The sequence below is a fragment of the Mycobacterium sp. NGS40 genome (genome assembly GCF_059812735.1).
The window spans coordinates 342,897-365,607 of sequence record NZ_JCALDG010000004.1 but is presented as its reverse complement, the minus strand read 5'-3'; the positions used below and the strand labels follow the sequence as shown (position 1 = coordinate 365,607).

Here is a 22,711-nt window from a genome sequence, read left to right as displayed (position 1 = left end):
CGGGCCATCTAACCTGGAGCAAATGGCGACCTCGAAAGTCGAACGGCTGGTCAATCTCGTCATCGCCCTGCTGTCCACTCGCGGCTACATCACCGCGGAAAAGATCCGGTCCAGCGTGGCCGGCTATTCGGACAGCCCGAGCCTCGAGGCGTTTTCCCGGATGTTCGAGCGCGACAAGAACGAATTGCGCGACCTGGGCATCCCGCTCGAGGTCGGCCGGGTGTCGGCGCTGGACCCCAGCGAGGGGTACCGCATCAACCGCGACGCTTACGCGCTGCCGCCGGTCGAACTGACCGCCGACGAGGCGGCCGCCGTCGCCGTCGCCACCCAGCTCTGGGAGTCACCCGAACTGATCACCGCGACGCAGGGCGCGCTGCTCAAGCTGCGCGCCGCCGGTGTCGACGTCGACCCCGAGGCGCCGGTGGCCATCGCCTCCCCGGAGGGTGTGCCGGGTCTGCGTGGTTCCGAAGATGTGCTCGGAATCCTGTTGTCCGCCATCGATTCCCGGCAGGCCGTGCGGTTTCCGCACCGCCCGTCGCGCGCCGAGCCCTACACGATGCGCACCGTCGAGCCGTGGGGGGTGGTCACCGAGAAGGGCCGCTGGTATCTCGTCGGTCACGACCGTGACCGCGACGCCACCCGCACCTTCCGGCTGTCCCGCATCGGCGTCGACGTCGAGCCGATCGGCCCAGCCGGCGCCGTCACCGTCCCCGACGGCGTCGACCTGCGCAAGATCGTCGCGCAGACCGTCACCGACGTGTCGGGGGCACCCACCGGCGCGCAGGCCCTGGTGTGGGTCGCCGACGGGCGGGCCACCGCGTTGCGGCGCGCGGGAACCTCCACGGGTGCGCGGCAGCTGAGCGGGCGCGACGGCGAGGTGATCGAGCTCGAGATCAGCTCGAGCGACCGGCTGGCCCGCGAAATCGCCGGCTACGGGGTCGACGCCGTCGTGCTGGAGCCGCAAACCCTGCGCGACGACGTGCTGGCCCGGTTGCGCGCCCAGGCGGGGGTCCAGTGACTCCCGTGTCGACCCGCCTGGTGCGGCTGCTCAACATGGTGCCGTATTTCCAGGCCAACCCGCGGATCACCCGCGCCGAGGCAGCCGCCAAGCTGGGGGTGTCGGCCAAGCAGCTGGAGGAGGACCTCAACCAGCTGTGGATGTGCGGTCTTCCCGGCTACTTCCCGGGTGATCTCATCGACTTCGAGTTCTCCGGAGACACCATCGAGGTCACGTTCTCGGCGGGCATCGACCGCCCGCTCAAGCTCACTTCGCCGGAGGCCACCGGTCTGCTGGTCGCGCTGCGGGCGCTGGCCGACATTCCGGGCGTGGTCGATCCGGAGGCGGCCCGCAGCGCGATCGCCAAGATCGCCGCCGCGGCCGGCGCCGTCGGGCAGGACGCGACGGGTACGGTCACGGCGATCGACGAGCCGGCACCCATCGAGAGCCGGGCCGCGGCCGTGGTCCGCACCGCCGTGCAGTACAAACACGCGCTGGCCATCGACTACTACTCGGCCTCGCACGACACCCTGACCAGCCGGATCGTCGACCCGATCCGGGTGCTGCTGATCGGCGGACACAGCTATCTGGAGGCGTGGTCACGCGAAGCCGAGGGCGTGCGGCTGTTCCGCTTCGACCGGATCGTCGAGGCGACCGAGCTGGGGGAGCCGGCCGCCCCACCCCGGCCGGCGCTGCAGGCGCCGCCGGACACCTCGCTGTTCGACGGGGATCCCTCGCTGCCGTCGGCCAAGCTGCGGGTGTCTCCGGCCGCGTCGTGGATGTTCGAGTACTACCCGATGCGCGACGTGCACGAGCTGCCGGACGGGTCGTGCGAGGCGGTCATGACGTATGCCTCCGAGGACTGGATGACACGCCTGGTGCTGGGCTTCGGGCCGGACGTGCGAGTGGTTGAACCGCAGTCGCTTGCCCAGCGTGTACGGGATGCCGCGGCGGCCGCCTTGGAGTCCTATCAGGCTGTGACGTCCTGACCGCACGGCGCGGGCACACCGGCAGTCGGCCGTGCTGCGGTAGCATCGGGTGGACGTCTGGAGGTAATCAAAGTGGGCAGTCTTAGTCCGTGGCACTGGGCGATCCTCGCGGTCGTCATCATCCTGCTGTTCGGCGCCAAGAAACTCCCGGACGCAGCGCGTTCGCTGGGCAAGTCGATGCGCATCTTCAAGTCCGAAATGCGGGAAATGCAGACGGAGAGCAAGTCCGACGCGCCTTCCATCGAAACCCCTGCGGCGGCTCCGCAGCCCGTGCAGTCGCAACGGGTCGACCCGTCGGCCTCCGAGCAGGGCCACACCGAAGCGCGCCCCGCTTAGGGGGTATCGGCCGCGGTGCCTGAGCGCCACTGACCGAGCGTCGTGAAAGCATTCAAGACTTCAGCGCGCACTGCTGCGTTTCTGAAGCATCTCAATCCGCGCAACAGGCGCAGTCGGACCAATCCCGACGCGACGATGTCGCTGGTCGACCATCTGACCGAGCTGCGCACCCGGCTGCTGATCTCGCTGGCTGCGATCCTGGTCACCACAATTTTCGGCTTCATCTGGTACAGCCATTCGGTGTTTGGGCTGGAAAGCCTGGGCGAGTGGCTACGCCATCCCTATTGCTCGCTGCCGCAGTCGGCGCGCGCGGACATCAGCGCCGACGGGCAGTGCCGGTTGCTGGCGACGGCGCCGTTCGACCAATTCATGCTGCGGCTCAAGGTCGGGATGACGGCCGGGATCGTGTTGGCATGCCCGGTGTGGTTCTACGAGCTGTGGGCGTTCATCACGCCTGGGCTGTATCAGAAGGAACGCCGCTTCGCGATCGGGTTCGTGATCCCCGCCGCGCTGCTGTTCGTCGGCGGTGCGATCCTGGCCTACTTCGTGCTGTCTCAGGCGCTGGGCTTCCTGCTGACCGTCGGCAGCGACGTGCAGGTGACCGCGCTGTCCGGCGATCGCTATTTCGGCTTCCTGATCAACCTGCTGCTGGTGTTCGGATTCAGCTTCGAATTCCCGCTGCTGATCGTCATGCTCAACATGGTCGGTGTGCTGCCCTACGAGAAGCTCAAGGCGTGGCGGCGCGGCCTGATCTTCGCGATGTTCGTGTTCGCGGCGGTGTTCACCCCCGGCTCCGACCCGTTTTCGATGACCGCGCTGGGCGTCGCGCTGTCCGTACTCCAAGAGCTGGCCATCCAGATCGCCCGCGTCCACGACAAGCGAAAAGCCAAGCGCGAAGCGCAAACCGCGATCCCCGACGACCAGGCGTCGGTCATCGAGCCGGCCGGACCCCTATCCGAGCCGCAGCCCGAGCCGTCGTTGCACGCCGGGCAACATGATGACGTCACGTAGATGACTGCACCACCTGACGGCGGCGTGACCGAACTGACCGAGCTGCCACGGTTCACCGCGGAATTGCCGTTTGGGCTCGACGATTTCCAGACCCGGGCGTGTGCGGCGCTAGAACGCGGTCACGGCGTATTGGTTTGTGCGCCAACGGGTGCCGGCAAGACAGTGGTCGGCGAATTCGCCGTGCACCTGGCGCTGGCCGCCGGCAGTAAGTGCTTCTACACCACTCCGATCAAGGCATTGAGCAACCAGAAGCACACCGACCTGACGGCACGCTACGGTCGCGACCGGATCGGGCTGTTGACCGGTGACGTGTCGCTGAATGCCGACGCGCCCGTGGTGGTGATGACCACCGAGGTGCTGCGCAACATGCTTTACGCGGATTCGGCTGCGCTGCAAGGACTTTCCCATGTGGTGATGGACGAGGTGCATTTCCTTGCCGACCGGATGCGGGGTCCGGTGTGGGAAGAGGTGATCCTGCATCTGCCCGAGGAGGTGCGGCTGGTCAGCCTGTCGGCGACGGTGAGCAACGCCGAGGAGTTCGGCGGCTGGATCCAGACTGTGCGCGGCGACACCACGGTCGTCGTCGACGAGCACCGGCCGGTGCCGCTGTGGCAACACGTATTGGTCGGCAGGCGCCTGCTGGACCTGTTCGACTACGAGAACGAGAAACCGGCCGCGGATCGTCAGCCGCGGGTAAATCCCGAACTGCTGCGCCACATTGCGCACCGCCGCGAAGCCGACCGGATGGGTGATTGGCGTGGTCCTCGCCGGCAGTCGGGCAGGGGCCGCCCCGAGCGCCCACGGTTTTACCGGCCGCCCGCGCGACCCGACGTGATCGCGACGCTGGACTCCGAGGGGCTGTTGCCGGCCATCACGTTCGTGTTCTCGCGCGCGGGGTGCGATGCCGCTGTGCAGCAGTGCCTGCGCTCGCCGCTGCGGCTCACCAGCGAGGAGGAACGCGCCCAGATCGCCGAGGTCATCGACCACCGCTGCGGCGACCTCGCCGAAGCCGATCTCGCGGTGCTGGGCTACTACGAGTGGCGGGAGGGGTTGCTGCGCGGGTTGGCGGCCCACCACGCCGGCATGTTGCCGGCCTTCCGGCACACCGTCGAGGAACTGTTCACGGCCGGGCTGGTCAAGGCGGTGTTCGCCACCGAAACCCTGGCGCTGGGCATCAACATGCCGGCCCGCACGGTGGTGCTCGAGCGGCTGGTGAAGTTCAACGGCGAGGCGCACGTGCCGCTGACGCCGGGGGAGTACACGCAGCTGACCGGCCGGGCCGGCCGGCGCGGGATCGACGTCGAGGGGCACGCGGTGGTGCTTTGGCATCCCACCGAGGAGACCTCCGAGCCGTCGGCGGTGGCCGGGCTGGCGTCCACCCGGACGTTCCCGCTGAAAAGCTCGTTCGCGCCGTCGTACAACATGACGATCAACCTGGTCCAGCACATGGGTCCGGAGCAGGCGCACCAACTGCTGGAGCAATCGTTCGCGCAGTACCAGGCCGACCGGTCTGTCGTCGGTTTGGTGAAAGGCATCGACCGCGGCAAGCGGATGCAAGACGAGATCGCCGCCGAACTCGGTGGGGCCGACGCGCCGATCCTGGAATACGCCCGGATGCGCGCACGCATCACCGAGATGGAACGCGCGCAGTCCCGGGCGTCGCGACTGCACCGGCGCCAGGCAGCCAACGACGCGCTGGCCGGATTGCGCCGCGGCGACATCATCACGATCACCAACGGCCGGCACAGCGGCCTGGCGGTGGTGCTGGAATCGGCGCGCGACGGCGACGACCCGCGGCCGTTGGTGCTCACCGAACACCGCTGGGCGGGCCGGATTTCGTCGGCCGACTACTCGGGTGCCTCGGCGCCGCTGGGGTCGATGTCGTTGCCCAAGCGCGTCGAACATCGTCAGCCGAGGGTGCGCCGCGATCTGGCTTCGGCGCTGCGATCGGCCGCGGCTGGGCTCAACGTTCCGTCGCGTCGTCGCGCCGCGGATCCCGACGGCGGCTTCCACGACCCGGAGCTGGCGTCGTTGCGGGAGGAGTTGCGCCGCCACCCGGCGCATAACAGCCCCGGCGTCGAGGCACAGGTTCGTGAGGCCGAGCGCTATCTGCGCATCGAACGCGACAACGCGCAGCTGGAAAAGAAGGTCGCCGCCGCCACCAACTCGCTGGCGCGCACGTTCGACCGGATCGTCGGGCTGCTCACCGAACGCGAGTTCATCCAGGGCTCCGCGGGTGATCCGCGCGTCACCGACGACGGTCGGCTGTTGGCCCGGATCTACAGCGAGAGCGATCTGCTGGTCGCCGAATGCCTGCGCACCGGCGCGTGGGCGGAGCTGAAGCCCGCCGAGTTGGCCGCCGTCGTCTCGTCGGTGCTCTACGAGACCCGCGGCGGTGACGGGCCCAGCGCTCCGTTTGCGGCCGAGGCGCCCACGCCGCGGTTGCGGCAGGCGTTGCTGCAGACCGCGAAGTTGTCATTCGCGCTGCGCGCCGACGAGCAAACACATCGCATCGCACCGAGCCGAGAACCCGACGACGGTTTCGTCACCGTCGTCTACCGCTGGGCCCGGACCGGCGATCTGGCCGCCTCGCTGGCTGCGGCCGACGCGACCGGCAGCGGTTCCCCGTTATTGGCAGGCGATTTCGTACGGTGGTGTCGCCAGGTGCTCGACCTGTTGGACCAGGTTCGCAATGCCGCGCCGGATGCCGAACTGCGGGCCACGGCGAAGCGGGCCATCAACGATGTTCGGCGCGGCGTCGTCGCAGTTGACGCCGGGTAGGCTGGCTCCGAGCTACCGTTACAGGGCCAGGACACAAGGTGATTGAGGAGAAATGATGAGCGGACCGCACGGATCGGACCCGGGCCAGCAGTGGCAGCCGCCCGGCGAGGGTGGCGATCGCTCCCAGGAACCGACTCAGGTGGGTCAGGTGGGCTCGCCCTGGCAACAGCAGCAACCCCCGGCCCAGGAAGGGACCTGGCAGGCGCCGGCGTATACGCCGCCCGCCGAGTACCCCCAGTACCAGCAGCCGTACCCCCAGCAACCGCAGCCGGGGTACGGGCAGCCCGAGCAGCAGCAGTACGGTCAGCCCGGCCAGTACGGCCAGCCGGGTCAATATGGTCAGCCCGGTCAGTACGGCCAGCCTGGTCAGTACGGTCAGCAGCCCGGTCAGTACGGCCAATACGGTCAGCCGGGCCAGTACGGTCAGTACCCGCAGCAGTACCCGGGTCAGCCGCAGAAGAAGCGCTCGATGGGCCTGATCGCCGGCATCGGCGGTGCGGTCGCCTTCCTGCTGATCGCGGTGGTGCTGGTGCTCGGATTCTGGGAGCCCGGCTTCTTCGTCACCACCAAGCTGGACGTCAACAAAGCCCAGGCCGGTGTGCAGCAGGTGCTGACCGACGAAACCAACGGCTATGGCGCCAAGAACGTCAAGGACGTCAAGTGTAACAACGGCGCCGATCCCACCGTGACCAAGGGCGCCACCTTTGACTGCGCCGTCAGCATCGACGGGGCTCAGAAGCGCGTGACGGTGACCTTCCAGGACGACAAGGGCACCTACGAGGTCGGTCGGCCGCAGTAACTCACTGCGGCAACGAGTCGAGCGCTTTCTGCAGTCGGGCGACCGAGGACCCCACGCCGAATTCCGTCGCCAGCGCCGCGGTGCGCTGCGGGTCGGCGGCGACCAGCGGTAATTCGTCGGTGGGCGTCGACAAGGCGATCGGTGCGTCGGTAGCCACCCGCACCACCTGGCCGGCGGCCTCGATGTAGTCGGTCGCGCCCAGCAGTTTCGCCCGCAAGCCCTTGGCGAGCTTGGATTTCGGGTCGTGGGCGGCGGCCAGGATCTGATCCAGCGAGCCGTGCTGGGCCAACAGGGTGGCGGCCGTCTTCTCGCCGATCCCCGGCACACCCGGCAGGCCATCGGACGGGTCGCCGCGCAGCAGCGCGAGTTCGGCGTAGGCCGGCCCGGCGCGGTCGACTGGCACCGAGTAGTTTTCGGCCACCTCGGTGGGCCCGAACAGGGTGGCTTTGGCCAGGCCGCGGCCCAGGTAGAGCACCCGAACCGGGACCGGGTCGTCGGTCACCACCTGCAGCAGGTCGCGGTCCCCGCTGACCACGACGACCGGGTCGTCGCGTTCCTGCGCGGCCAGCGTGCCGAGTACGTCGTCGGCCTCGAAGCCCTCCGAACCGGCCGTCGCAATCCCGAACGCGTCCAGCAGTTGGATGATCATGTCGACCTGCGGTGTCAGCTCGTCGGGCACCTCCTCGATGTCGGGCGTGCCTTCGGGTTCCGGCTCGGCCACCCGATGCGCCTTGTACGACGGGATCAGGTCGACCCGAAACTGCGGGCGCCAGTCCAGGTCGAGGCAGACCGCCAGTCTTTTCGGCCGTTGCTGGGTGATGACGACGGCCATCGAGTCGATGAATCCCCGGACGGCGTTGACCGGCCGGCCGTCGGGGGCGGTGATCGACGACGGCACCCCGAAATACGAGCGGAACCACATGCTGGCGCCGTCGAGGAGGCACAGAGGTGCGGGCATGCGGCTATCCTGCCAGCGCGGTTAGCCTGGCTGCCATGGACTCTCACCGATTCGACGCCGAGGTCTATGCCCGTCGTCTGGCAGCGGCCGCCGCGGCGACCGCCCAGGCCGGCCTCGACGGCCTGGTGATCACCCCGGGATACGACCTGCGCTATCTCAGCGGCTCGCGTGCGCAGACGTTCGAGCGGCTGACCGCGCTGGTGGTGCCGGCCTCGGGTGAGCCGACCGTCGTGGTGCCGCGGCTGGAGCTGGCTTCGCTCAAGGGATCGGCCATGACGGAACTGGGCGTGGCGGTGCGCGATTGGGTCGACGGCGACGATCCGTACCAGTTGGTTCTTGGGGCATTGGGTGGTGGCCCTGCCGCTATTGCCGTCACCGACTCGATGCCGGCGTTGCATCTGTTGCCGCTGGCCGGGGTGCTCGGCGTGTTGCCGGTGTTGGCGACCGACATCCTGCGCTCGCTGCGGATGGTCAAGGAGGAGTGCGAGATCGACGCGCTGCGCAAGGCCGGTTCGGCCATCGACCGGGTACACGCCCGGGTGCCGGAGTTTTTGATCCCGGGCCGCACCGAAGCCGACGTGGCCGCCGACATTGCCGAAGCCATTGTCGCCGAAGGGCATTCGGATGTGTCCTTCATCATCGTCGGCTCCGGACCGCATGGGGCCGACCCGCACCACAGTTATTCGGATCGCGAACTGCAGGCCGGTGACATTGTCGTCGTCGACATCGGCGGAGCCTACGAGCCCGGATACCATTCCGACTCGACGCGTACCTACAGCCTGGGAGAGCCCGATGCTGTTGTCGCGCAGCAGTATTCGCTGCTGCAGCAGGCACAGCAGGCGGCGCTCGAGGCGGTTCGTCCGGGAGTGACCGCCGAGCAGGTCGACGCCGCTGCGCGCGATGTGTTGACCTCAGCCGGGTTGGGTGAATATTTCGTGCACCGCACCGGCCACGGCATTGGGCTCTCGGTGCACGAAGAGCCGTACATCGTCAAGGGCAATGATCTGCCGTTGACTGCGGGAATGGCCTTTTCGATCGAACCGGGAATCTACTTTCCGGGTAGCTGGGGTGCGCGCATCGAAGACATCGTCATCGTGACCGAGGACGGCGCACTGCCCGTCAACAACCGCCCGCACGAGCTGGTCGTGGTGCCCGTGTCCTAGGTGGGGTAGACGGCCCGCACTTCGGCAGTATTATGCTCTTCCATCTCGGTGAAGCCGGCGGCGGCTTGGTGCGCCTTCCCGCCGATCGAGGTCAGCGTTTCCCTATGGGACTGAAGGCTTTTCACGTGGTTACCGTGGGCTACGCTCACCGCTTCGTGAAACTGGTCGGCGGCGGGAAAGTCGCCGAACATTCCCGACATGACCGGTCCCCGCGACAGGCGACTGGCCGCGTCTTGCGCGTGGCCACCCGCGCGGTGGGTCTGGTTTCCGCCCGAGTGCAGTAATCCCATGTCGACGAACATCGCTGCCCTCCTTACTGGCTCATCGAGGTGCTACAGGCCTGGAACCAGGCGAGGTGATAGTTAGCGGCCGACTTGTCGCCGGCCACAAGGGCTTCGATCGCGGCCAGCAGCTGCCAGTTGCCGACATCGTGGAAGTCGACGTTGTCCGGGTAGCTGTCCAGAACGCGGGTGCTGACCTCGCGCAGATGCGTCTGTAGAAGCTCGACCTCTTTGTCCAGCACGCCGGTGCCGCTGGTGGCGGCCTTGGCCAGGGTGTGGGCTAATCGCGGCAGGCCATCGCGCCACTGCGTTGCTTGGTTCAATTCCCAACCGAGTTCGTCGATGTCGGGCAGTCGCCGCGGTCGTGGCGACGTGGGTATCGGCTCGTCCTCCTCGGGGACGAGGTGGATCGGGGTGTAACCGGCGGCGAGAGTGACTTCACCGAGCAGAGTTTCGATATCTCCGCGGCGACGTTCGGGGGAGAGCAGCGTGATCGCGGCTGGGAGCTCGATGCCCGGTGGGATCCAGCCGCTGGCGAGATCGGTTGTGAGCACGGTAGTTTCGTCGGCCCGGTCACCGGCTGCCCAGGCCAGTCGGGGCTGCTGACGGGCGACCGCGGCGACGAATCGTTCCAGCCGTGCCCGCTCGGCAGCGTTGGCAGAGGCGGCCCCGGCGACAGCGCCGGTAGCTGTCGCCGCGACGGCCTCGGTGCCCAAACTGGACGGCGACGACGGCGGGGCCGGGGTCGGCGTCTGACGCACGACCGTGGGGCCGGCGGGGCTCGCCTGTCCTGCTGAGGGATGGACCGGCGCGGAGCTTGCCATTGCGGAGGGCGCTGCGCTCGACGGGACGACAGGGGCCGAGGCCGCGGGGACCGCCGGCCGAATGTCGGAGGCGTAAGCAGGCAGCGGACCCGAGGGTGCGGGAGCGGTGGGGGCAGCTGGTGCGGATGGTCCCGCAACGACCTGCGGTGCCGGGGTCGCGTCCGGGGTCGTTGCGTGGGCGACCGGCGGTGCCTCATATGCCGGTGCGTTGACTGGCGCGCTGCCCATGCCGGACGTGGGTGCGGTCGGCGGGGCTTGCGGCTCTGCGGTCTGAGGCGGTGGCATTGCGCCAGCAGTCGCCGAAATCGGTGTTCCCGCTTGCATTCCCTTGTCAAAGCTATGCACCAAGTCGGCTGGCGTGACGGGCTGGACGGGGCTCGCGGGCGCGGTCGGTGCGGCGCCGGCTGCACCGGTTAGTGGGGTTGCACCAGTGGACGGTAACGAAGCGCCAGCTCCAGATATCGATGGAGTGGAACTACCGCCTAGTCGTGGGACCGACGTCGGGGCGCCGGCGTTACCGGCGAGCGGGCCCGTTTGTGGCGGTCCTCCCGGTATGGCATTAGGAACCGGCGGAGACCGAAAATTTTTGGGGAGGCGGTCGGCGACGGTCGCCTGCGGTACTGGTTGCTGCCCGGGCACGGTTCCGGGAACCGAAGCGAGGTTGTTTGGGGTTGCCGCAGGCGGTTCGCCTGTGCCATGCGGTGCAACGAATCCAACGGGTGCTGTGCTGCCGGCATTGCTGGGGATGTCGGCCTTGGGAACGATACCTTCCAGGTCGTGCCGAACCTGATTCACTAATTGCGTTTCGTCCTGGGGCGGTCGAAACATCTGCCCGACGTCAAGGCCGTGGGCGTGTGCGAACTGGCGAGCTGACTGCCCGGTTCCCTCGGCATCAAGGATCTGTTGCATTGCGTCAAACACGTTGCCGGAGTACTTGGCTGCAACCATGTTGGCCATGACGCGGTACTGCTGAATCGCGGCGACGATCTGCGGGACCTTGGTTTCGACGGGCTCCTTGGATTCTTCGATCTCTTTGATCCGTTCGTTGCCCTCTCGGGCGATGTTACTCAGATCGTGTTGGAGGCTCACCATACTGTCGTAGGCAGTGCCGTAGGAGCTCTCTTTTACGCCATTTCTTTGGGAAACCTGTCGTGCCTGGTCTTCGCCCCGGCGATAGGCATTCCGAAGATCATCCGCGGTGTGGCCTCGCTGGTCGGCAAGCGGACCAGATTGGGCGTTACGTAACATATCCGCATAATTGGAAAATCCGGCTTTGGTATTTCCGCGGTTCGTTTTGCCGTGCAAAAGTGCCATCAGCTCTTGGTCAGAAACCCATTGATCACCAACAATGGGTACTGAGTATTTTCCGGGAGGGAAGATCATTTGCATATCCCTTGGATTGCGACAGTCGCCTCGTCTCCAGTGCGCAGTGACGGATCAACTTGTGGACTGCCATGCCCATTCAAATAATCGACCGCGAGGCTTTGGAATACATCGATCAGCTTTCGCACAGCGAATGCCAGATCATTTGGCGTTGCTGCTTGTTCCGAAAGCGTGGTTTGAAGGTACACACTTCCTGCGAGTAGCGCTTGCTGGCCGGTCACAGCAACTAGAAGTCGCTGGTTTGGATCGGCGCCTTGGTCGCGTGCGAAGTTTCCGCGGACGGCGGAATGCACTTTCTCGCAGGCGGCACACATTGTTGCCTTGGCGTCGGCAATCTGTTGGCTGCTGTAGGTCTGAGGCCGCGGAGGTTTGGGCTGTTCAGGTCGGAACCAGCCGGCAATCGCGATACCGAGCGTAGCGAGCAGGGCGATGGCGAAGATCGTGACCATCGGCAACATCCGTCTGTATGTGGTTGCCATTGTGGCCGGCCATGGGGGCGGGTTCGGTGAAGTCTTAGGGAGCGGAGGCAAGTCCGACATGGCTTAATCGTATCGTCGGTTCGCGCGTGCGGTAGTCACCCGCCGTTGCCTGACGCCTGTTGCAAGTTCCAGTTCATTTTGGCCCGAAGATTTCGATAGGGGGAAGTGCTGCGGTCGATAGCTTGTTAACTACGTTTGATCAGGGGGAAAATGACAAAGGCTCGGCATTAATAAGTGCTGCCGGAGCACCGCGGTTTACTGTTCTATTCTTTGGAACCTATCCCGCACACCAATCGCATAATTGGACGATCGTGTTTAACGATTTTTTGTTCTAATGCCTATTTAATCTTGCGATAAGGAAGTTCTCGCCGACGAAATTTTATTTGCACAACTCATCAATTGCTCCTGCTGGTTGTTCGGCCGCCTGCCGAAGAGGGTTTATTTCGGAATCGCCAGCATCGCCGAGATAACTAACCGTAATTTGCTGATACAGGCCCGCCAACTTCCGGACCGCTGTCGCGAGATCGGGACTCGTTGCGGGTTCCTCCCCGATCTTGTTTTGGAGGTACTGGGCGCCGACCTCGAGCGCTTGCCTTGAAGCCGTAGCAATAGAGAGGGTCGCGGTCGGGTCGCTGCCTCCGTTCCGAGCGCCAGCTACGTCGAGTGCTCGACGAACTTGATGATAGGCAGTGCACACATGCGCTTTTGCTGCGGCAACTTGCTGGTCGGTATAGGTGGGCGCCTGTGGTGCGGCGGTGGATCTATTGTCCGGAATTGGGCGAAACCACGAGCCGATTGCAACGCCAATTGCGACAAGTGCCAACGCGAGTGCCGCAATCGCTAGCCACCCGACGGGACGTTTCTGCACAGGCGGACCCTGTGGCGGCCAGGGTGGCACTGGGGGCTGTGCGGACGGAAGAGGAGGAAAGTTCGACACTGCCTGATCGTATCTCTCAAGCGAGATTTGGGTAGTCGGGCTTTGCGCCCGCGCGCAGGGTGCTGACGGCATGAAGTAGACCATAGAGATCAACACGCTGAGAAGATATTGGCATTCGAAATATGTTCCTGGGCAACAGATCTGGTGGTGAAGATTCCGAAAATCACGACGCCTGATCCTAGCTGTTCGCATCCTTGTCGTCGTCATCGCGCTTAGGGTCGGGCAGGATAATCCGCCGACTCGCAACCGGTTTGCCCTCAACACGTTTGACGACCTCAGGCCCTGGCCGCGGTGTGGTGATACGCCCCTGGACCGGCGCTCCATTCTTTACCGACGGCGCGACAATCCGTTTGGTGTCGGGCTTCTCGTCCTTGCCACCACCACCCGCCCCGTGCATTGCACCCGGCGGCATCATCGGCATCGCGCCCATCCCGCCTCTCGAAGCACTCGTTGGGGCGGCAGCACTTGGTGGCGTAACTGAGCTGGTACGCGATGATGCTGGCTCAGTACCGGCTGATGGGGCTGGAAGCGGACTGAGACTCCCCGTTGGCGTGGTGGCGCCGCCGAGTCCGCCGCCTCCAAAACCGCCACCGCCCGCGCCTGCGCCGCTGGTGGATCCTGTCAGTTCACCTGGAATGGCAGCCGCTTCACCCGCGCCGTGCTGCATCGCACCCATACCGGCTTGCATCATCTGCTGCCCGATCTGGGCAGCCTGCTGCGGAAGCTGGCTTAGCGGTTGAAGCAAACCTTGCATGGCGCCCGAGATACCGCCAGCAACGCCGGAGATCATCTGCGGAATCTGCTGAGCCATCTCGGCAGGGCTGCCTGCGCCGCCCAACTTCCCGGCGGACTCTGCTTCGTTGGCAGGGAATTTGGCCATCGCGTCGCCGGCTTTCGCGCCGCGTTCGGCGTATCCGGTTTGCGCGTCGGTCATATCTCTGGGATCGCCGCCGTTAGCCGCGAGGCCAACTAGTCTCAGCAGCTGACTCAAGGGAACAGTTCCCATCGCTAGCTGGTCGGGCGTGATCCCTGGTGGTGGCGGTTGCCCCGTCAACTGGGCCAGATGCTCGAGAATTATCCGAATTTCATCGTCGCCACCGCTCATGGCTTCCTCCCGTGCGCAATTGGGTGGACCGAAACGAAGGTCTGATTGGTTGTGCCGATCAGCATCGTTAGCCTCCCCGCTACCAAGAGTGTCATGTCGCTACGACCGTCGAGCCGCCCGTGCTCTCCGGACTTTGCGGATCCGACGTGAGCGCCCTGCCCCCTTATGCCCTGATGGCGAGGCTAACCCTGCCACCGATGCTGGTCAATTCACCACAGACGTTCACGACCACACCCTTAGCGGAAACCTGCAGATGGTGGCGGCGTCGATCCAATTGCGAGCGACAATATGACAGTCAAGATTGCGAATGACCCGACGAAAGCAACAACGCCAGCAAACGCGGCTAGGGCACCTATAGAAAATGCTTTCGTGCGTCGGAACAGCATAGTAATTCCGCATAACGTCAAGGGCAGGATGGGCGCAAAGAACCACAACAAACCGAATGTGAGAAGCGTTGACATGACACCGGCAAAAAGTCCGGCTAGGAGCTGGATCGGATGATCCTGGGCGTACTTGAATGAGTCGCTGCGCCCCGCGGATCCCACTTCAGTACATACCTTGCCTAGGCAATACTACGGTCATAGTAAGGATCAATAAGATCGACCATCCGGTCAGGGGCGCCAAAATAATTCCGATCGCTGTACTGCGCCAGAGTGACGTCCTTGCCCTGGAGTACAGGGTAAATCCAACGATGATGATGCCGATCGATACAGCGGAGACAAATGTGTAGAAATCGCGCGTCGTTGTACCTCCGTGTATCGCAGAAAGCGGCACCGTTAACATGATCGCCCAAAGAAAGCCGCCAGAGATTGCGCCGAGAAAGACTGTTCGTATCCAGTCGACTGGCTCTTTCATTCGGCTCAATCAACTCTTTCTATCAGGCCGGCAGCTGCGGCAAAACTAGAACGGAATCGTGCACGCCGATTTGCGGTGGACTATCAACAGGTCCGAGGGGATACATACCCGGTGGACTCGCGACGAGGGCTGGGCCGATGGGCGTCACAGGGGGCAGGTGACCGTTATGTGGAGGGGTAGGAACCGTAGGCGCCGGCCCCTGATCGTTGAAGGACAGCTCAAGAGCTGCGTCCCCAATTGGCCTGTGCCACCAGAGACCTGCCGCTGGTCCGCGGGCGTCATCCACAAAGAGAGGCCACGACTGGACTAGTGGTGTAGTTGCTCCGCTCGGCATGATGCATAACAAGACTCGCAACTTCATCCGGTCGTGTGTTGCAGTCCTCGAATGTCCCGTGGCGCCCAGCACAGGCGCTGCGTCCTTGCTGCTGGGAGTCGCGTCGGGTAGCGGCATGTCGCCTCCTTAAGCACGTAGCTGACCACGATTTCGAAATCGCAGGCGAAATCTCGGACCTGAGGTCGCTGGTGGTGACGCTAACTATGGCGATCGGATCAGTCAATTCACCCGCCAGCATTTTGCCGAATCGGTAAGTCGCAGAAGCGGATTGCTGAGGAGCTCTGGTGCGCTTACCGTTGACGGTGGAGTGACTGTACCGCGACCGATGTCTTCAGGCTGGGAGAATACTAATCACGTGTGTCATTCGCCGCACGGAGATGGGAGTCGGCACTTGAGTAGGAAAATTGGTGGAAAGACTTTCACCACACCCGAAGAACTGGGCCGCACCCCGCCGTCCGAGGCTGAGTTATCACGCGCCCGTGAGATCTTCGCGGAATTCCGACGGCAAAGGGATGCTGTCCCGCCGGAAGATCGGGTGACTGAGTTGTCCCCCAAGTTCTGGGACGACACTTCGGGCACTGAGTTCGAACGCCGGCAAGCGGGAACGGCTAAAACTACTCGCCGCCGCGGTCCAGCAGATCTGACGACCCGAGCACTCGCTCGATCTGAACCTCGATGACCACGCGTCGCGGGTTTGGGCGCGGCGTGCGATAGCGCTGCGCATACCGTAGCTCCGCGTCGCGCACGGCATCGGCGTCGTTGTTGACCTTGGACCGGCCTTCAAGCGAAATCCAGCGCGCGCCGTCGACCTGGCTGAGCACGGCCACCCCGGCACGGTCGGCGTTGACGGCCTTCTGCGTGCCCCCGCTGGTGATCACCCGCGCGATGTGAGTCACCGGGTCGAAGGTGAATCCGACGGCCACCACATGCGGCGAGTTGTCAGCGCGCAGCGTGGTCAGCATCGCCAGGTGACGCTCGGACAGGAACGCCAAAGCATCGTTGGTCAGCCGCGTCGTAGTGTTCGCCATCACCGCTCACGCTAGCGCAGGTGATAATCGCAGCCGTGGACGACACGGGCGCAGGTCCAGTTCTAATTCTCGGCGGCCGCAGCGAGATCGGTATCGAGCTCGCATGCCGCCTTGCCAAAGGGTCAACGGTGGTGCTGGCCGCTCGCCGAGCCGATCAGCTCGACGAGCAGGTCGCCGCCGTCAGAACCGCCGGCGCGAAAGCGGTCCACACCAGGGAGTTCGACGCCGACGACCTCGCCTCGCACGCCCCGCTGGTCGCAGCGGTCATCGCCGAGCACGGACCCATTGCCACCGCGGTGCTGGCCTTCGGAATCCTGGGCGATCAGACCCGCGCCGAGGCCGATGCCGCACACGCGGTGGCCGTCGTGCACACCGACTACGTCGCCCAGGTCAGCATGCTCACCCATCTGGCCAACGCCATGCGCACCGCGGGCCGGGGCTCGTTGGTGGTGTTCTCCTCGATCGCGGGCGCACGGGTACGTCGGGCAAACTACGTCTACGGTTCAGCGAAGGCCGGCCTGGACGGCTTCGCCAGCGGCTTGGCCGACGCGCTGCACGGCAGCGGGGTGCACCTGCTCATCTCGCGCCCCGGCTTCGTGATCGGGCGTATGACGGAGGGCATGACCCCGGCACCGCTGTCCAGCACCCCGCAGCAGGTGGCCGCCGCAACGGCCCAAGCCCTCGACAAGGGTCGGCGAACGGTGTGGATCCCGTGGGCGCTGGGACCTGCGGCGGCCGTGATGCGGATGCTGCCGCAGTTCCTCTGGCGCAGGATGCCGCGATGATCGTCGTGGTCGGCATCGGCGCCGACGGCATGGCCGGCCTATCCGCAGAATCAAAGCACGAATTGCAAATGGCCACAGTCATTTACGGCGCCGAACGACAGCTGAAACTGCTCGACGAAACACTCACCGCCGAACGCAGAGAGTGGCCGTCTCCGATGATGCCCGCCCTGCAAGCACTTCCGCTCGACGGCCCAGACATTCACGTCGTCGCCAGCGGCGACCCACTGCTGCACGGCATCGGCGGCACGCTGATCCGCCTGCACGGCACGGAAAAGATCAAAGTATTACCGCACGTCTCGTCGGTGACGCTGGCGTGCGCCCGAATGGGCTGGAACGTCCACGACACCGAGGTGATCAGCCTCGTCACCGCGGCGCCGAGCACCGCGGTACGCCGCGGCGGACAAGCGATCGTGCTGTCGCAGAGCGGGTCCACGCCGAAAGCCTTGAGCGAATTACTCATCGCGCACGGCCGCGGTGATTCCGAGTTCAGCGTGCTCGAACAACTGGGCGGCCCGGCCGAACGCCGCCGCGACGGCATCGCCCGCGACTGGGCCGACGACGACATCGACGACCTCAACGTGATCGCCGTCCGCTATCTGCCCGACGAACGCATCACGCCGTTGCCCGACGAAGCGTTCGCTCACGACGGGCAGATCAGCAAACAGGGCGTGCGCGCGGTCACCCTCGCGGCTCTGCAACCACGGCCCGGTGAGCGATTGTGGGACGTGGGCGCGGGCTCGGGCAGCATCGCGGTCGAATGGTGTCGCAGTTGGCCGGGTTGCACCGCAGTGGTGTTCGAGCGTGACGAGCAGCGCCGCAAGAACATCGAGTTCAATGCCGCCGCCTTCGGCGTCACCGTCGAGGTGCGGGGCGAAGCGCCCGGCCAGTTCGACGGCGCCGCAAAGCCGGACGCCATCTTCATCGGTGGCGGCCTGACCCATCAAGGCCTCCTCGACGCTTGCCTTGAGCGACTTGCACAAGGAGGGCGCCTGGTCGCCAATGTCGTGACCATAGAATCGGAAGCTGAACTACTGCAGGCATATTCACGACTCGGCGGTGAACTGCGACGTTTTCAGCTCTATCAGGGTGAACCGCTGGGCGGCTTCACCGGCTGGCGCCCGCAATACCCGGTCACTCAGTGGGCGGTGACGAAGTGACGGTATACTTCATCGGCGCCGGCCCCGGGGCCGGCGACCTGATCACCGTTCGCGGCCAACGATTGCTGCAACGATGTGAAACATGCCTCTACGCGGGCTCGATCATGCCGGACGACCTCTTGGCCCTGTGCCCGCCCGGCGCGAAAATCGTTGACACCGGACCGTTGACGCTCGAGCAGATCGTCGCCGAACTCGCCGATGCGAACGACAAAGGCCACGACGTCGCTCGACTGCACTCCGGCGATCCGTCGCTGTACAGCGCGGTGGCCGAGCAATGCCGCCGGCTCGAAGCGCTGGGAATCGGCTACGAAATCGTGCCCGGTGTACCGGCTTTCGCGGCTGCAGCGGCTGTCCTGAAGAAAGAGCTCACCGTCCCGGGAGTGGCGCAGACCGTCACGCTGACCCGGGTATCGACGCTGTCGACGGCCATGCCCGCCGGTGAAGACCTGCCCACCCTCGCCCAATCCGGCGGCACGCTGGTGCTGCATTTGGCCGCCGCTCAGATCGACGCCATTGTTCCGCAACTCCTGCAAGGCGGCTACCCGCCCGAAACCCCAACAGCTGTCGTGGCTTTCGCAAGCTGGCCGCAAGAAATGACCCTGCGCGGCACGCTAGAGAACATCGCCGACCAAATGCACCAGGCCGGCATCACCAAGACCGCCGTCATCATCGTCGGCGATGTGCTTGCCGCCGAGGGCTATACGGACAGCTACCTGTACTCGGCCGGGCGAACCCGCGGGAGTCGGCACTGATGCGGGTACTGCTGCTCGGTGGCACCGCTGAGGGGCGCGCGCTCGCCAAAGTCTTGCACCCCGACGTCGACGTGATCAGCTCGCTGGCCGGGCGAGTCCCCGACCCGGCGCTGCCCGTCGGCGAAGTGCGCATCGGCGGATTCGGTGGCGTCGACGGCCTCAAAAACTGGTTGCGAGAACACGACATCGATGCCGTCGTCGACGCCACCCACCCCTTCGCGGCGACCATGACCGCGCACGCCGCGCAGGCCTGCACAGAACTGCGCATCAAGCACCTGGTGCTGGCCCGCCCGGCCTGGGAACCCGGCGCCGCGCAGGTCGTAAAGTCCGATAGCGAAGCCGCGAAAGCCGTTGCCAGCCAACGGTATGAACGGATATTTCTCACCACTGGCCGCTCGGGAACCAAGGCCTTCGCGAAAAGCGACGCATGGTTCCTGATCCGCGCGGTCACCGAACCGGAGAAGGCCGACCTACCCCGCAGTCACCAGGTGCTGTTGTCCCGTGGGCCGTACGACTACGACAACGAAATCGTCCTCATGCGCGAGCACGGCATCGACGCCCTGGTGACCAAGAACAGCGGTGGCGACATGACGAAGGCGAAGCTGGATGCGGCTGCGGCACTGGGCATTCCGGTGGTCATGGTCCAGCGACCGCCACTGCCGGACGGCGTGCTCAAGGCCGACACCGTCGAACAGGCGGCGGATTGGGTTGCGCGCCAGGCCTAACCGGTGAGGTCGTCGCGTTCCGCGTCGGCCATCAGTGCATCGCGGGCCCGGGCGACACGGGACCGGATGGTGCCCACCGGGCAGCCACACACGGCGGCGGCGTCGGCGTAGGGCAGCCCGAGCAGCTGGGTCAGCAGCAGGGCCTCGCGTTGCTCGGGAGTGAGGTTGGCGATCATCGTCGTCACCTCGACCAGGTCCTCGAATCCGCGCGCGTGCCGGTCGCTGTTGCGTACGTGCTCGGGATTAGCACCCGGGGCGGTGCGCGGCCGCGACTGGACGTGGCGGATGTGATCGGCGACCACGCGGCGCGCGATGGACAGCAGCCAGGTGCGGGCACTGGAGCGGCCGGAGAACCGCTCGATCGCCCCGATTGCCCGCAGGAAGGTTTCCTGAGTCAGATCGTCGGCGTTGCCCGCGTCGGAAAGGTAGGTGACGAACCGCCACACGTCTTGCTGGGTGGCTTTGATGAATGCCTCGAGAGCTCGCTCGTTCCCGCGTGCGGCTGCCAAGGCCAGTTCGGTCACGGCCTCGTCGTCGCTGGACGCGGTCATGGCCAACCACCTTAGTTGCGCGGGTTCGATCAGTCTACGACGGGCCGTCGTAGACGTTGCGGCGAGGTCCGACGGGGAACGGTTGATCGGCCGCAGATGGCCACGGCGGCGAGTGGGGAAACTGGCGGGCAGCTCGCCGTCGAAAGCGTCGAAGTCGGACTCGCCCGACCCGCGGCCGCCGGTTCGCTCGCGCGCCACCAACACCGCGAACGCCAGCCCCAGCAGCACGGGCACGTGGCTGGCGACGCGTGTCGCGGTCACCTGGCCGTCCAGGGCGTCAGCGGCCACATAACCCATCAGTCCGAGGGAGTACGCGCCGGCTATCGCCGCGACGCCGGTCGCCATCACCGGCCAGACTCCGGCCGCGATCATGGCCGCCCCCAACGCCAACAACCAGGCCGTGGACTCGTGTAGCAGGTGCTCGCCGGACATCGCGCCGTGCATGTGATGCGACACCATCCCGAAGCTCATTCCGCCGATTTGCGCAGCCGCGATCAAGACTTGGAAGGCGCCCACGGCGATGAGTCCCCACCGCGCGTAGCGCGCCCGAACGGCGCGCATCCAGCCGTTACGCGCTGCGGGGTCCTCGTCGATGCTCGCCATGATTCGGGCGACCAGGTCCGGGCCGTCACCGGGTTCGATCGAGGCCAGCCGCCGAGTCTGGGTTGCCGCACCGATTAACCAGGTACGACACCCACGGCACGTCTCCAGATGGGCATCCACCTGCTGGGCAAGCACGTCCGTTCGCTCGCCGTCCAATCGGGCGGAAAGCGCTTCACGCGCAACATCACACCGCATCCCTGCATCGTTGCGCATGCACGCGCCGGGCGCAAAGAAGAAACCCGGTGGGAACTAAATCGTGCGCCGCAACGACCACTGAGGACAGCCCACATCGCCCCGGAAGGCCCGCTTTCATGACCGCCCCGATCTGGCTCGCGTTTCCACCCGAGGTGCATTCCACGCTGCTGAGCAGTGGGCCCGGACCGGGGCCGCTGCTGGCGGCGGCCGGAGCGTGGTCGGCGTTGAGCACCGAATACGCCGACGCCGCCGACGAACTCACCGGGCTGCTGGGCGCGGTGCAGGCCGGGGAGTGGCAGGGCCCAAGCGCGGAGCAGTACGTCGCCGTCCACGCCCCGTACTTGACCTGGCTGCTCGCCAGCTCAGCGGACAGCACCGCCGCGGCCGCATTGCACGAGACGGCCGCCGGCGCCTACACGGCCGCGCTGGCCGCGATGCCCACGATGGGCGAGCTCGCCGCGAACCACGTGATTCACGGCACTCTGGTCGCGACGAACTTCTTCGGCATCAACACGATCCCGATCGCCGTCAACGAGGCCGACTATGCGCGTATGTGGGTGCAGGCGGCCACGACGATGAGCACCTATGAGGCGGTCAGCGAATCCGCGCTCGCGGCGGTGCCGCCGTCGACCCCCGCACCACAGATCATGACGGCGGCCGCCACCACGTCGACCACCCAGCAGCAAGCCACCACCGCGGCGCCGCAGTACCCGTCCTGGATGGATCAGCTCGAGGCGTGGATTCGGCAGTACACGACCAGTTTTGCCTGGCCGGTATCCAAGGAACTCAACCCCGGTGGCTGGCCGTTCCCGCCGGTGCCCTGGGTCAACAGCCTCGCCTCCTTTTTCACGCAGTTGGGGCTGTCGCCGACGCTGGCCAGCGCGATGGGCTGGGCCATCTTCCACACCCTGATGATTTTCTGGCCGTTCATCCAGGTCGCGGTTCAGCTGGCCGTCGTCGCCATCCCGGCCATGATGGCCGTCGCCGCTGCGGCGGGTGCCGGGGCGGCGGCGGGCGCCGCGGCGATCGCGGTGAGCACCGCGGTTCCCCTGTCGATCCAGCCGCCGTTGCCCGCGATGGCGCCCACGCCAATGCCCACCGCGCCGGCTCCAGCGGGATTCGGCAATGTGCCGACCAGCTCGAGTGTCAGCGCGCCCGCTCCGGCGCCCGCGACGGCAACGGCCATGCCCGCGCACGGTGCCCCACCGGTCGGTGGCGGCCCCGGGGTTGGCTTCGGCCCGACCAGTACGACCGGACTCGGCGCCGGCCTGTCCGACGCGCTGTATGCCGTTGGGCTGTCCGGACTTTCGGGGAGTGCCAGCGCGCGAAACCGATCCCGCCGCAAGTCCGAGGAGCCCGCACCGGACGACGCTGACGCTCCGGCCGCGTCGGCGGCGGCATCCGCCAAGGAGCGGTTGAAGGCCCGCCGCCGTCGCGGCGGAACCGCAAAGGACAAGGCCTACCGATACGAGTACATGGACCTCGAGGACACCCCCGCCGCGCCGGACGACGAACCCGCCACCACGGCCGGGGAGTCGGGCGCCGGGCCGCTCGGATTCGCCGGTGCCGCAGCCAAATCCGGCGCGGACCGCGCCGCGGGGCTGACGACGCTGACCAGTGACGGGCTCAATGACGGTCCGTCCGTGCCGATGCTGCCGAAAACCTGGGGCAAGGACTAGCGGG

General features: G+C 66.0%; 20 protein-coding genes and 1 pseudogene. 13 read left to right on the top strand and 8 right to left on the bottom strand.

Translation table 11 applies throughout. From position 1 onward, the window contains the following. Nucleotides 1–22: 22 nt before the first annotated feature. The 6 genes from AC5Y5O_RS09345 (at nucleotide 23) to AC5Y5O_RS09320 (ending at nucleotide 6,913) form a co-directional block, all read left to right on the top strand. Complete coding sequence (locus AC5Y5O_RS09345) at nucleotides 23–1,018, top strand: helix-turn-helix transcriptional regulator (RefSeq protein ID WP_096288410.1); 996 nt, start codon at nucleotides 23–25, stop codon at nucleotides 1,016–1,018. Then, complete coding sequence (locus tag AC5Y5O_RS09340) at nucleotides 1,015–1,986, top strand: helix-turn-helix transcriptional regulator (protein WP_096288408.1); 972 nt, start codon at nucleotides 1,015–1,017, stop codon at nucleotides 1,984–1,986. Before AC5Y5O_RS09345 ends, AC5Y5O_RS09340 begins: the two co-directional genes overlap by 4 nt. A 72-nt stretch (nucleotides 1,987–2,058) precedes the next feature. After that, nucleotides 2,059–2,322 carry a Sec-independent protein translocase subunit TatA gene (gene tatA, locus AC5Y5O_RS09335; protein WP_096288406.1) on the top strand — a complete coding sequence of 88 codons (264 nt, stop codon included), beginning with the start codon at nucleotides 2,059–2,061 and terminating at the stop codon, nucleotides 2,320–2,322. Between the two features lie 42 nt (nucleotides 2,323–2,364). Then, nucleotides 2,365–3,333 (top strand): twin-arginine translocase subunit TatC, encoded by a 969-nt coding sequence (gene tatC / locus AC5Y5O_RS09330; RefSeq protein WP_423790902.1) that lies wholly within the window; start codon nucleotides 2,365–2,367, stop codon nucleotides 3,331–3,333. A gap of 24 nt (nucleotides 3,334–3,357) precedes the next feature. Next, the gene (locus tag AC5Y5O_RS09325; RefSeq protein WP_500024811.1) at nucleotides 3,358–6,114 is read left to right on the top strand and encodes a DEAD/DEAH box helicase; all 2,757 of its coding nucleotides are present in this window, start codon (nucleotides 3,358–3,360) and stop codon (nucleotides 6,112–6,114) included. A gap of 55 nt (nucleotides 6,115–6,169) precedes the next feature. Next, the gene (locus tag AC5Y5O_RS09320; protein ID WP_096291192.1) at nucleotides 6,170–6,913 is read left to right on the top strand and encodes a DUF4333 domain-containing protein; all 744 of its coding nucleotides are present in this window, start codon (nucleotides 6,170–6,172) and stop codon (nucleotides 6,911–6,913) included. Nucleotide 6,914: 1 nt separating this feature from the next. Here the strand turns inward: AC5Y5O_RS09320 and AC5Y5O_RS09315 are convergent, their stop codons facing one another. Further along, a complete protein-coding gene (locus AC5Y5O_RS09315) occupies nucleotides 6,915–7,871 on the bottom strand; it encodes a 5'-3' exonuclease (RefSeq protein ID WP_096288404.1) in 957 nt (318 codons plus the stop codon). Between the two features lie 35 nt (nucleotides 7,872–7,906). Between AC5Y5O_RS09315 and AC5Y5O_RS09310 the strand changes: the two genes are divergently transcribed. Then, nucleotides 7,907–9,034: a M24 family metallopeptidase gene (locus AC5Y5O_RS09310; protein ID WP_096288402.1), complete on the top strand. Its 1,128-nt coding sequence runs from the start codon at nucleotides 7,907–7,909 to the stop codon at nucleotides 9,032–9,034. Here the strand turns inward: AC5Y5O_RS09310 and AC5Y5O_RS09305 are convergent. Continuing rightward, a complete protein-coding gene (locus AC5Y5O_RS09305; protein ID WP_096288400.1) occupies nucleotides 9,031–9,336 on the bottom strand; it encodes a DUF2563 family protein in 306 nt (101 codons plus the stop codon). The two genes, AC5Y5O_RS09310 and AC5Y5O_RS09305, sit on opposite strands and share 4 nt — an antisense overlap. An 11-nt stretch (nucleotides 9,337–9,347) precedes the next feature. Then, the gene (locus AC5Y5O_RS09300) at nucleotides 9,348–10,139 is read right to left on the bottom strand and encodes a DUF5631 domain-containing protein (RefSeq protein WP_133160865.1); all 792 of its coding nucleotides are present in this window, start codon (nucleotides 10,137–10,139) and stop codon (nucleotides 9,348–9,350) included. 903 nt (nucleotides 10,140–11,042) lie between these two features. Here AC5Y5O_RS09300 and AC5Y5O_RS09295 point away from each other — a divergent pair. Beyond that, nucleotides 11,043–11,384: a hypothetical protein gene (locus AC5Y5O_RS09295; RefSeq protein WP_500024774.1), complete on the top strand. Its 342-nt coding sequence runs from the start codon at nucleotides 11,043–11,045 to the stop codon at nucleotides 11,382–11,384. Between the two features lie 134 nt (nucleotides 11,385–11,518). Here the strand turns inward: AC5Y5O_RS09295 and AC5Y5O_RS09290 are convergent, their stop codons facing one another. The 3 genes from AC5Y5O_RS09290 to AC5Y5O_RS09280 form a co-directional block, all read right to left on the bottom strand. Further along, nucleotides 11,519–11,971, bottom strand: coding sequence for a hypothetical protein (locus tag AC5Y5O_RS09290; RefSeq protein WP_500024772.1), 453 nt, complete (start codon nucleotides 11,969–11,971; stop codon nucleotides 11,519–11,521). A 1,145-nt stretch (nucleotides 11,972–13,116) separates the two neighbouring features. After that, nucleotides 13,117–14,043 carry a hypothetical protein gene (locus AC5Y5O_RS09285; protein WP_500024770.1) on the bottom strand — a complete coding sequence of 309 codons (927 nt, stop codon included), beginning with the start codon at nucleotides 14,041–14,043 and terminating at the stop codon, nucleotides 13,117–13,119. 1,803 nt (nucleotides 14,044–15,846) lie between these two features. Continuing rightward, the gene (locus AC5Y5O_RS09280; protein WP_096288384.1) at nucleotides 15,847–16,260 is read right to left on the bottom strand and encodes a F420-dependent biliverdin reductase; all 414 of its coding nucleotides are present in this window, start codon (nucleotides 16,258–16,260) and stop codon (nucleotides 15,847–15,849) included. A 35-nt stretch (nucleotides 16,261–16,295) separates the two neighbouring features. Here AC5Y5O_RS09280 and dprE2 point away from each other — a divergent pair, with 35 nt between their 5' ends. The 4 genes from dprE2 to AC5Y5O_RS09260 are packed head-to-tail and all read left to right on the top strand — an operon-like array spanning nucleotide 16,296 to nucleotide 19,679. Beyond that, nucleotides 16,296–17,045 (top strand): decaprenylphospho-beta-D-erythro-pentofuranosid-2-ulose 2-reductase, encoded by a 750-nt coding sequence (dprE2, locus tag AC5Y5O_RS09275; protein WP_500024768.1) that lies wholly within the window; start codon nucleotides 16,296–16,298, stop codon nucleotides 17,043–17,045. Continuing rightward, complete coding sequence (gene cbiE / locus AC5Y5O_RS09270) at nucleotides 17,042–18,202, top strand: precorrin-6y C5,15-methyltransferase (decarboxylating) subunit CbiE (protein WP_500024766.1); 1,161 nt, start codon at nucleotides 17,042–17,044, stop codon at nucleotides 18,200–18,202. The genes dprE2 and cbiE overlap by 4 nt, the downstream gene beginning before the upstream one ends. Next, nucleotides 18,199–18,954 (top strand): precorrin-4 C(11)-methyltransferase, encoded by a 756-nt coding sequence (gene cobM, locus AC5Y5O_RS09265; protein WP_096291190.1) that lies wholly within the window; start codon nucleotides 18,199–18,201, stop codon nucleotides 18,952–18,954. Before cbiE ends, cobM begins: the two co-directional genes overlap by 4 nt. Next, entirely contained in the window at nucleotides 18,954–19,679 is a 726-nt protein-coding gene (locus AC5Y5O_RS09260; protein ID WP_096288378.1) for a cobalt-precorrin-6A reductase, read from the top strand. Before cobM ends, AC5Y5O_RS09260 begins: the two co-directional genes overlap by 1 nt. On the opposite strand, the gene sigC is transcribed toward AC5Y5O_RS09260, so the two are convergent. Both sigC and AC5Y5O_RS09250 read right to left on the bottom strand, forming a co-directional pair. Beyond that, the gene (sigC, locus tag AC5Y5O_RS09255; protein ID WP_243394144.1) at nucleotides 19,676–20,230 is read right to left on the bottom strand and encodes an RNA polymerase sigma factor SigC; all 555 of its coding nucleotides are present in this window, start codon (nucleotides 20,228–20,230) and stop codon (nucleotides 19,676–19,678) included. The genes AC5Y5O_RS09260 and sigC overlap by 4 nt on opposite strands. 180 nt (nucleotides 20,231–20,410) lie before the next feature. Then, nucleotides 20,411–21,028, bottom strand: a pseudogene (locus tag AC5Y5O_RS09250) (DUF2275 domain-containing protein); the annotation flags it as partial. Nucleotides 21,029–21,144: 116 nt separating this feature from the next. On the opposite strand from AC5Y5O_RS09250, the gene AC5Y5O_RS09245 reads away from it, so the two are divergent. After that, the gene (locus AC5Y5O_RS09245) at nucleotides 21,145–22,707 is read left to right on the top strand and encodes a PPE family protein (protein WP_096288374.1); all 1,563 of its coding nucleotides are present in this window, start codon (nucleotides 21,145–21,147) and stop codon (nucleotides 22,705–22,707) included. The last annotated feature ends 4 nt before the right edge of the window (nucleotides 22,708–22,711 follow it).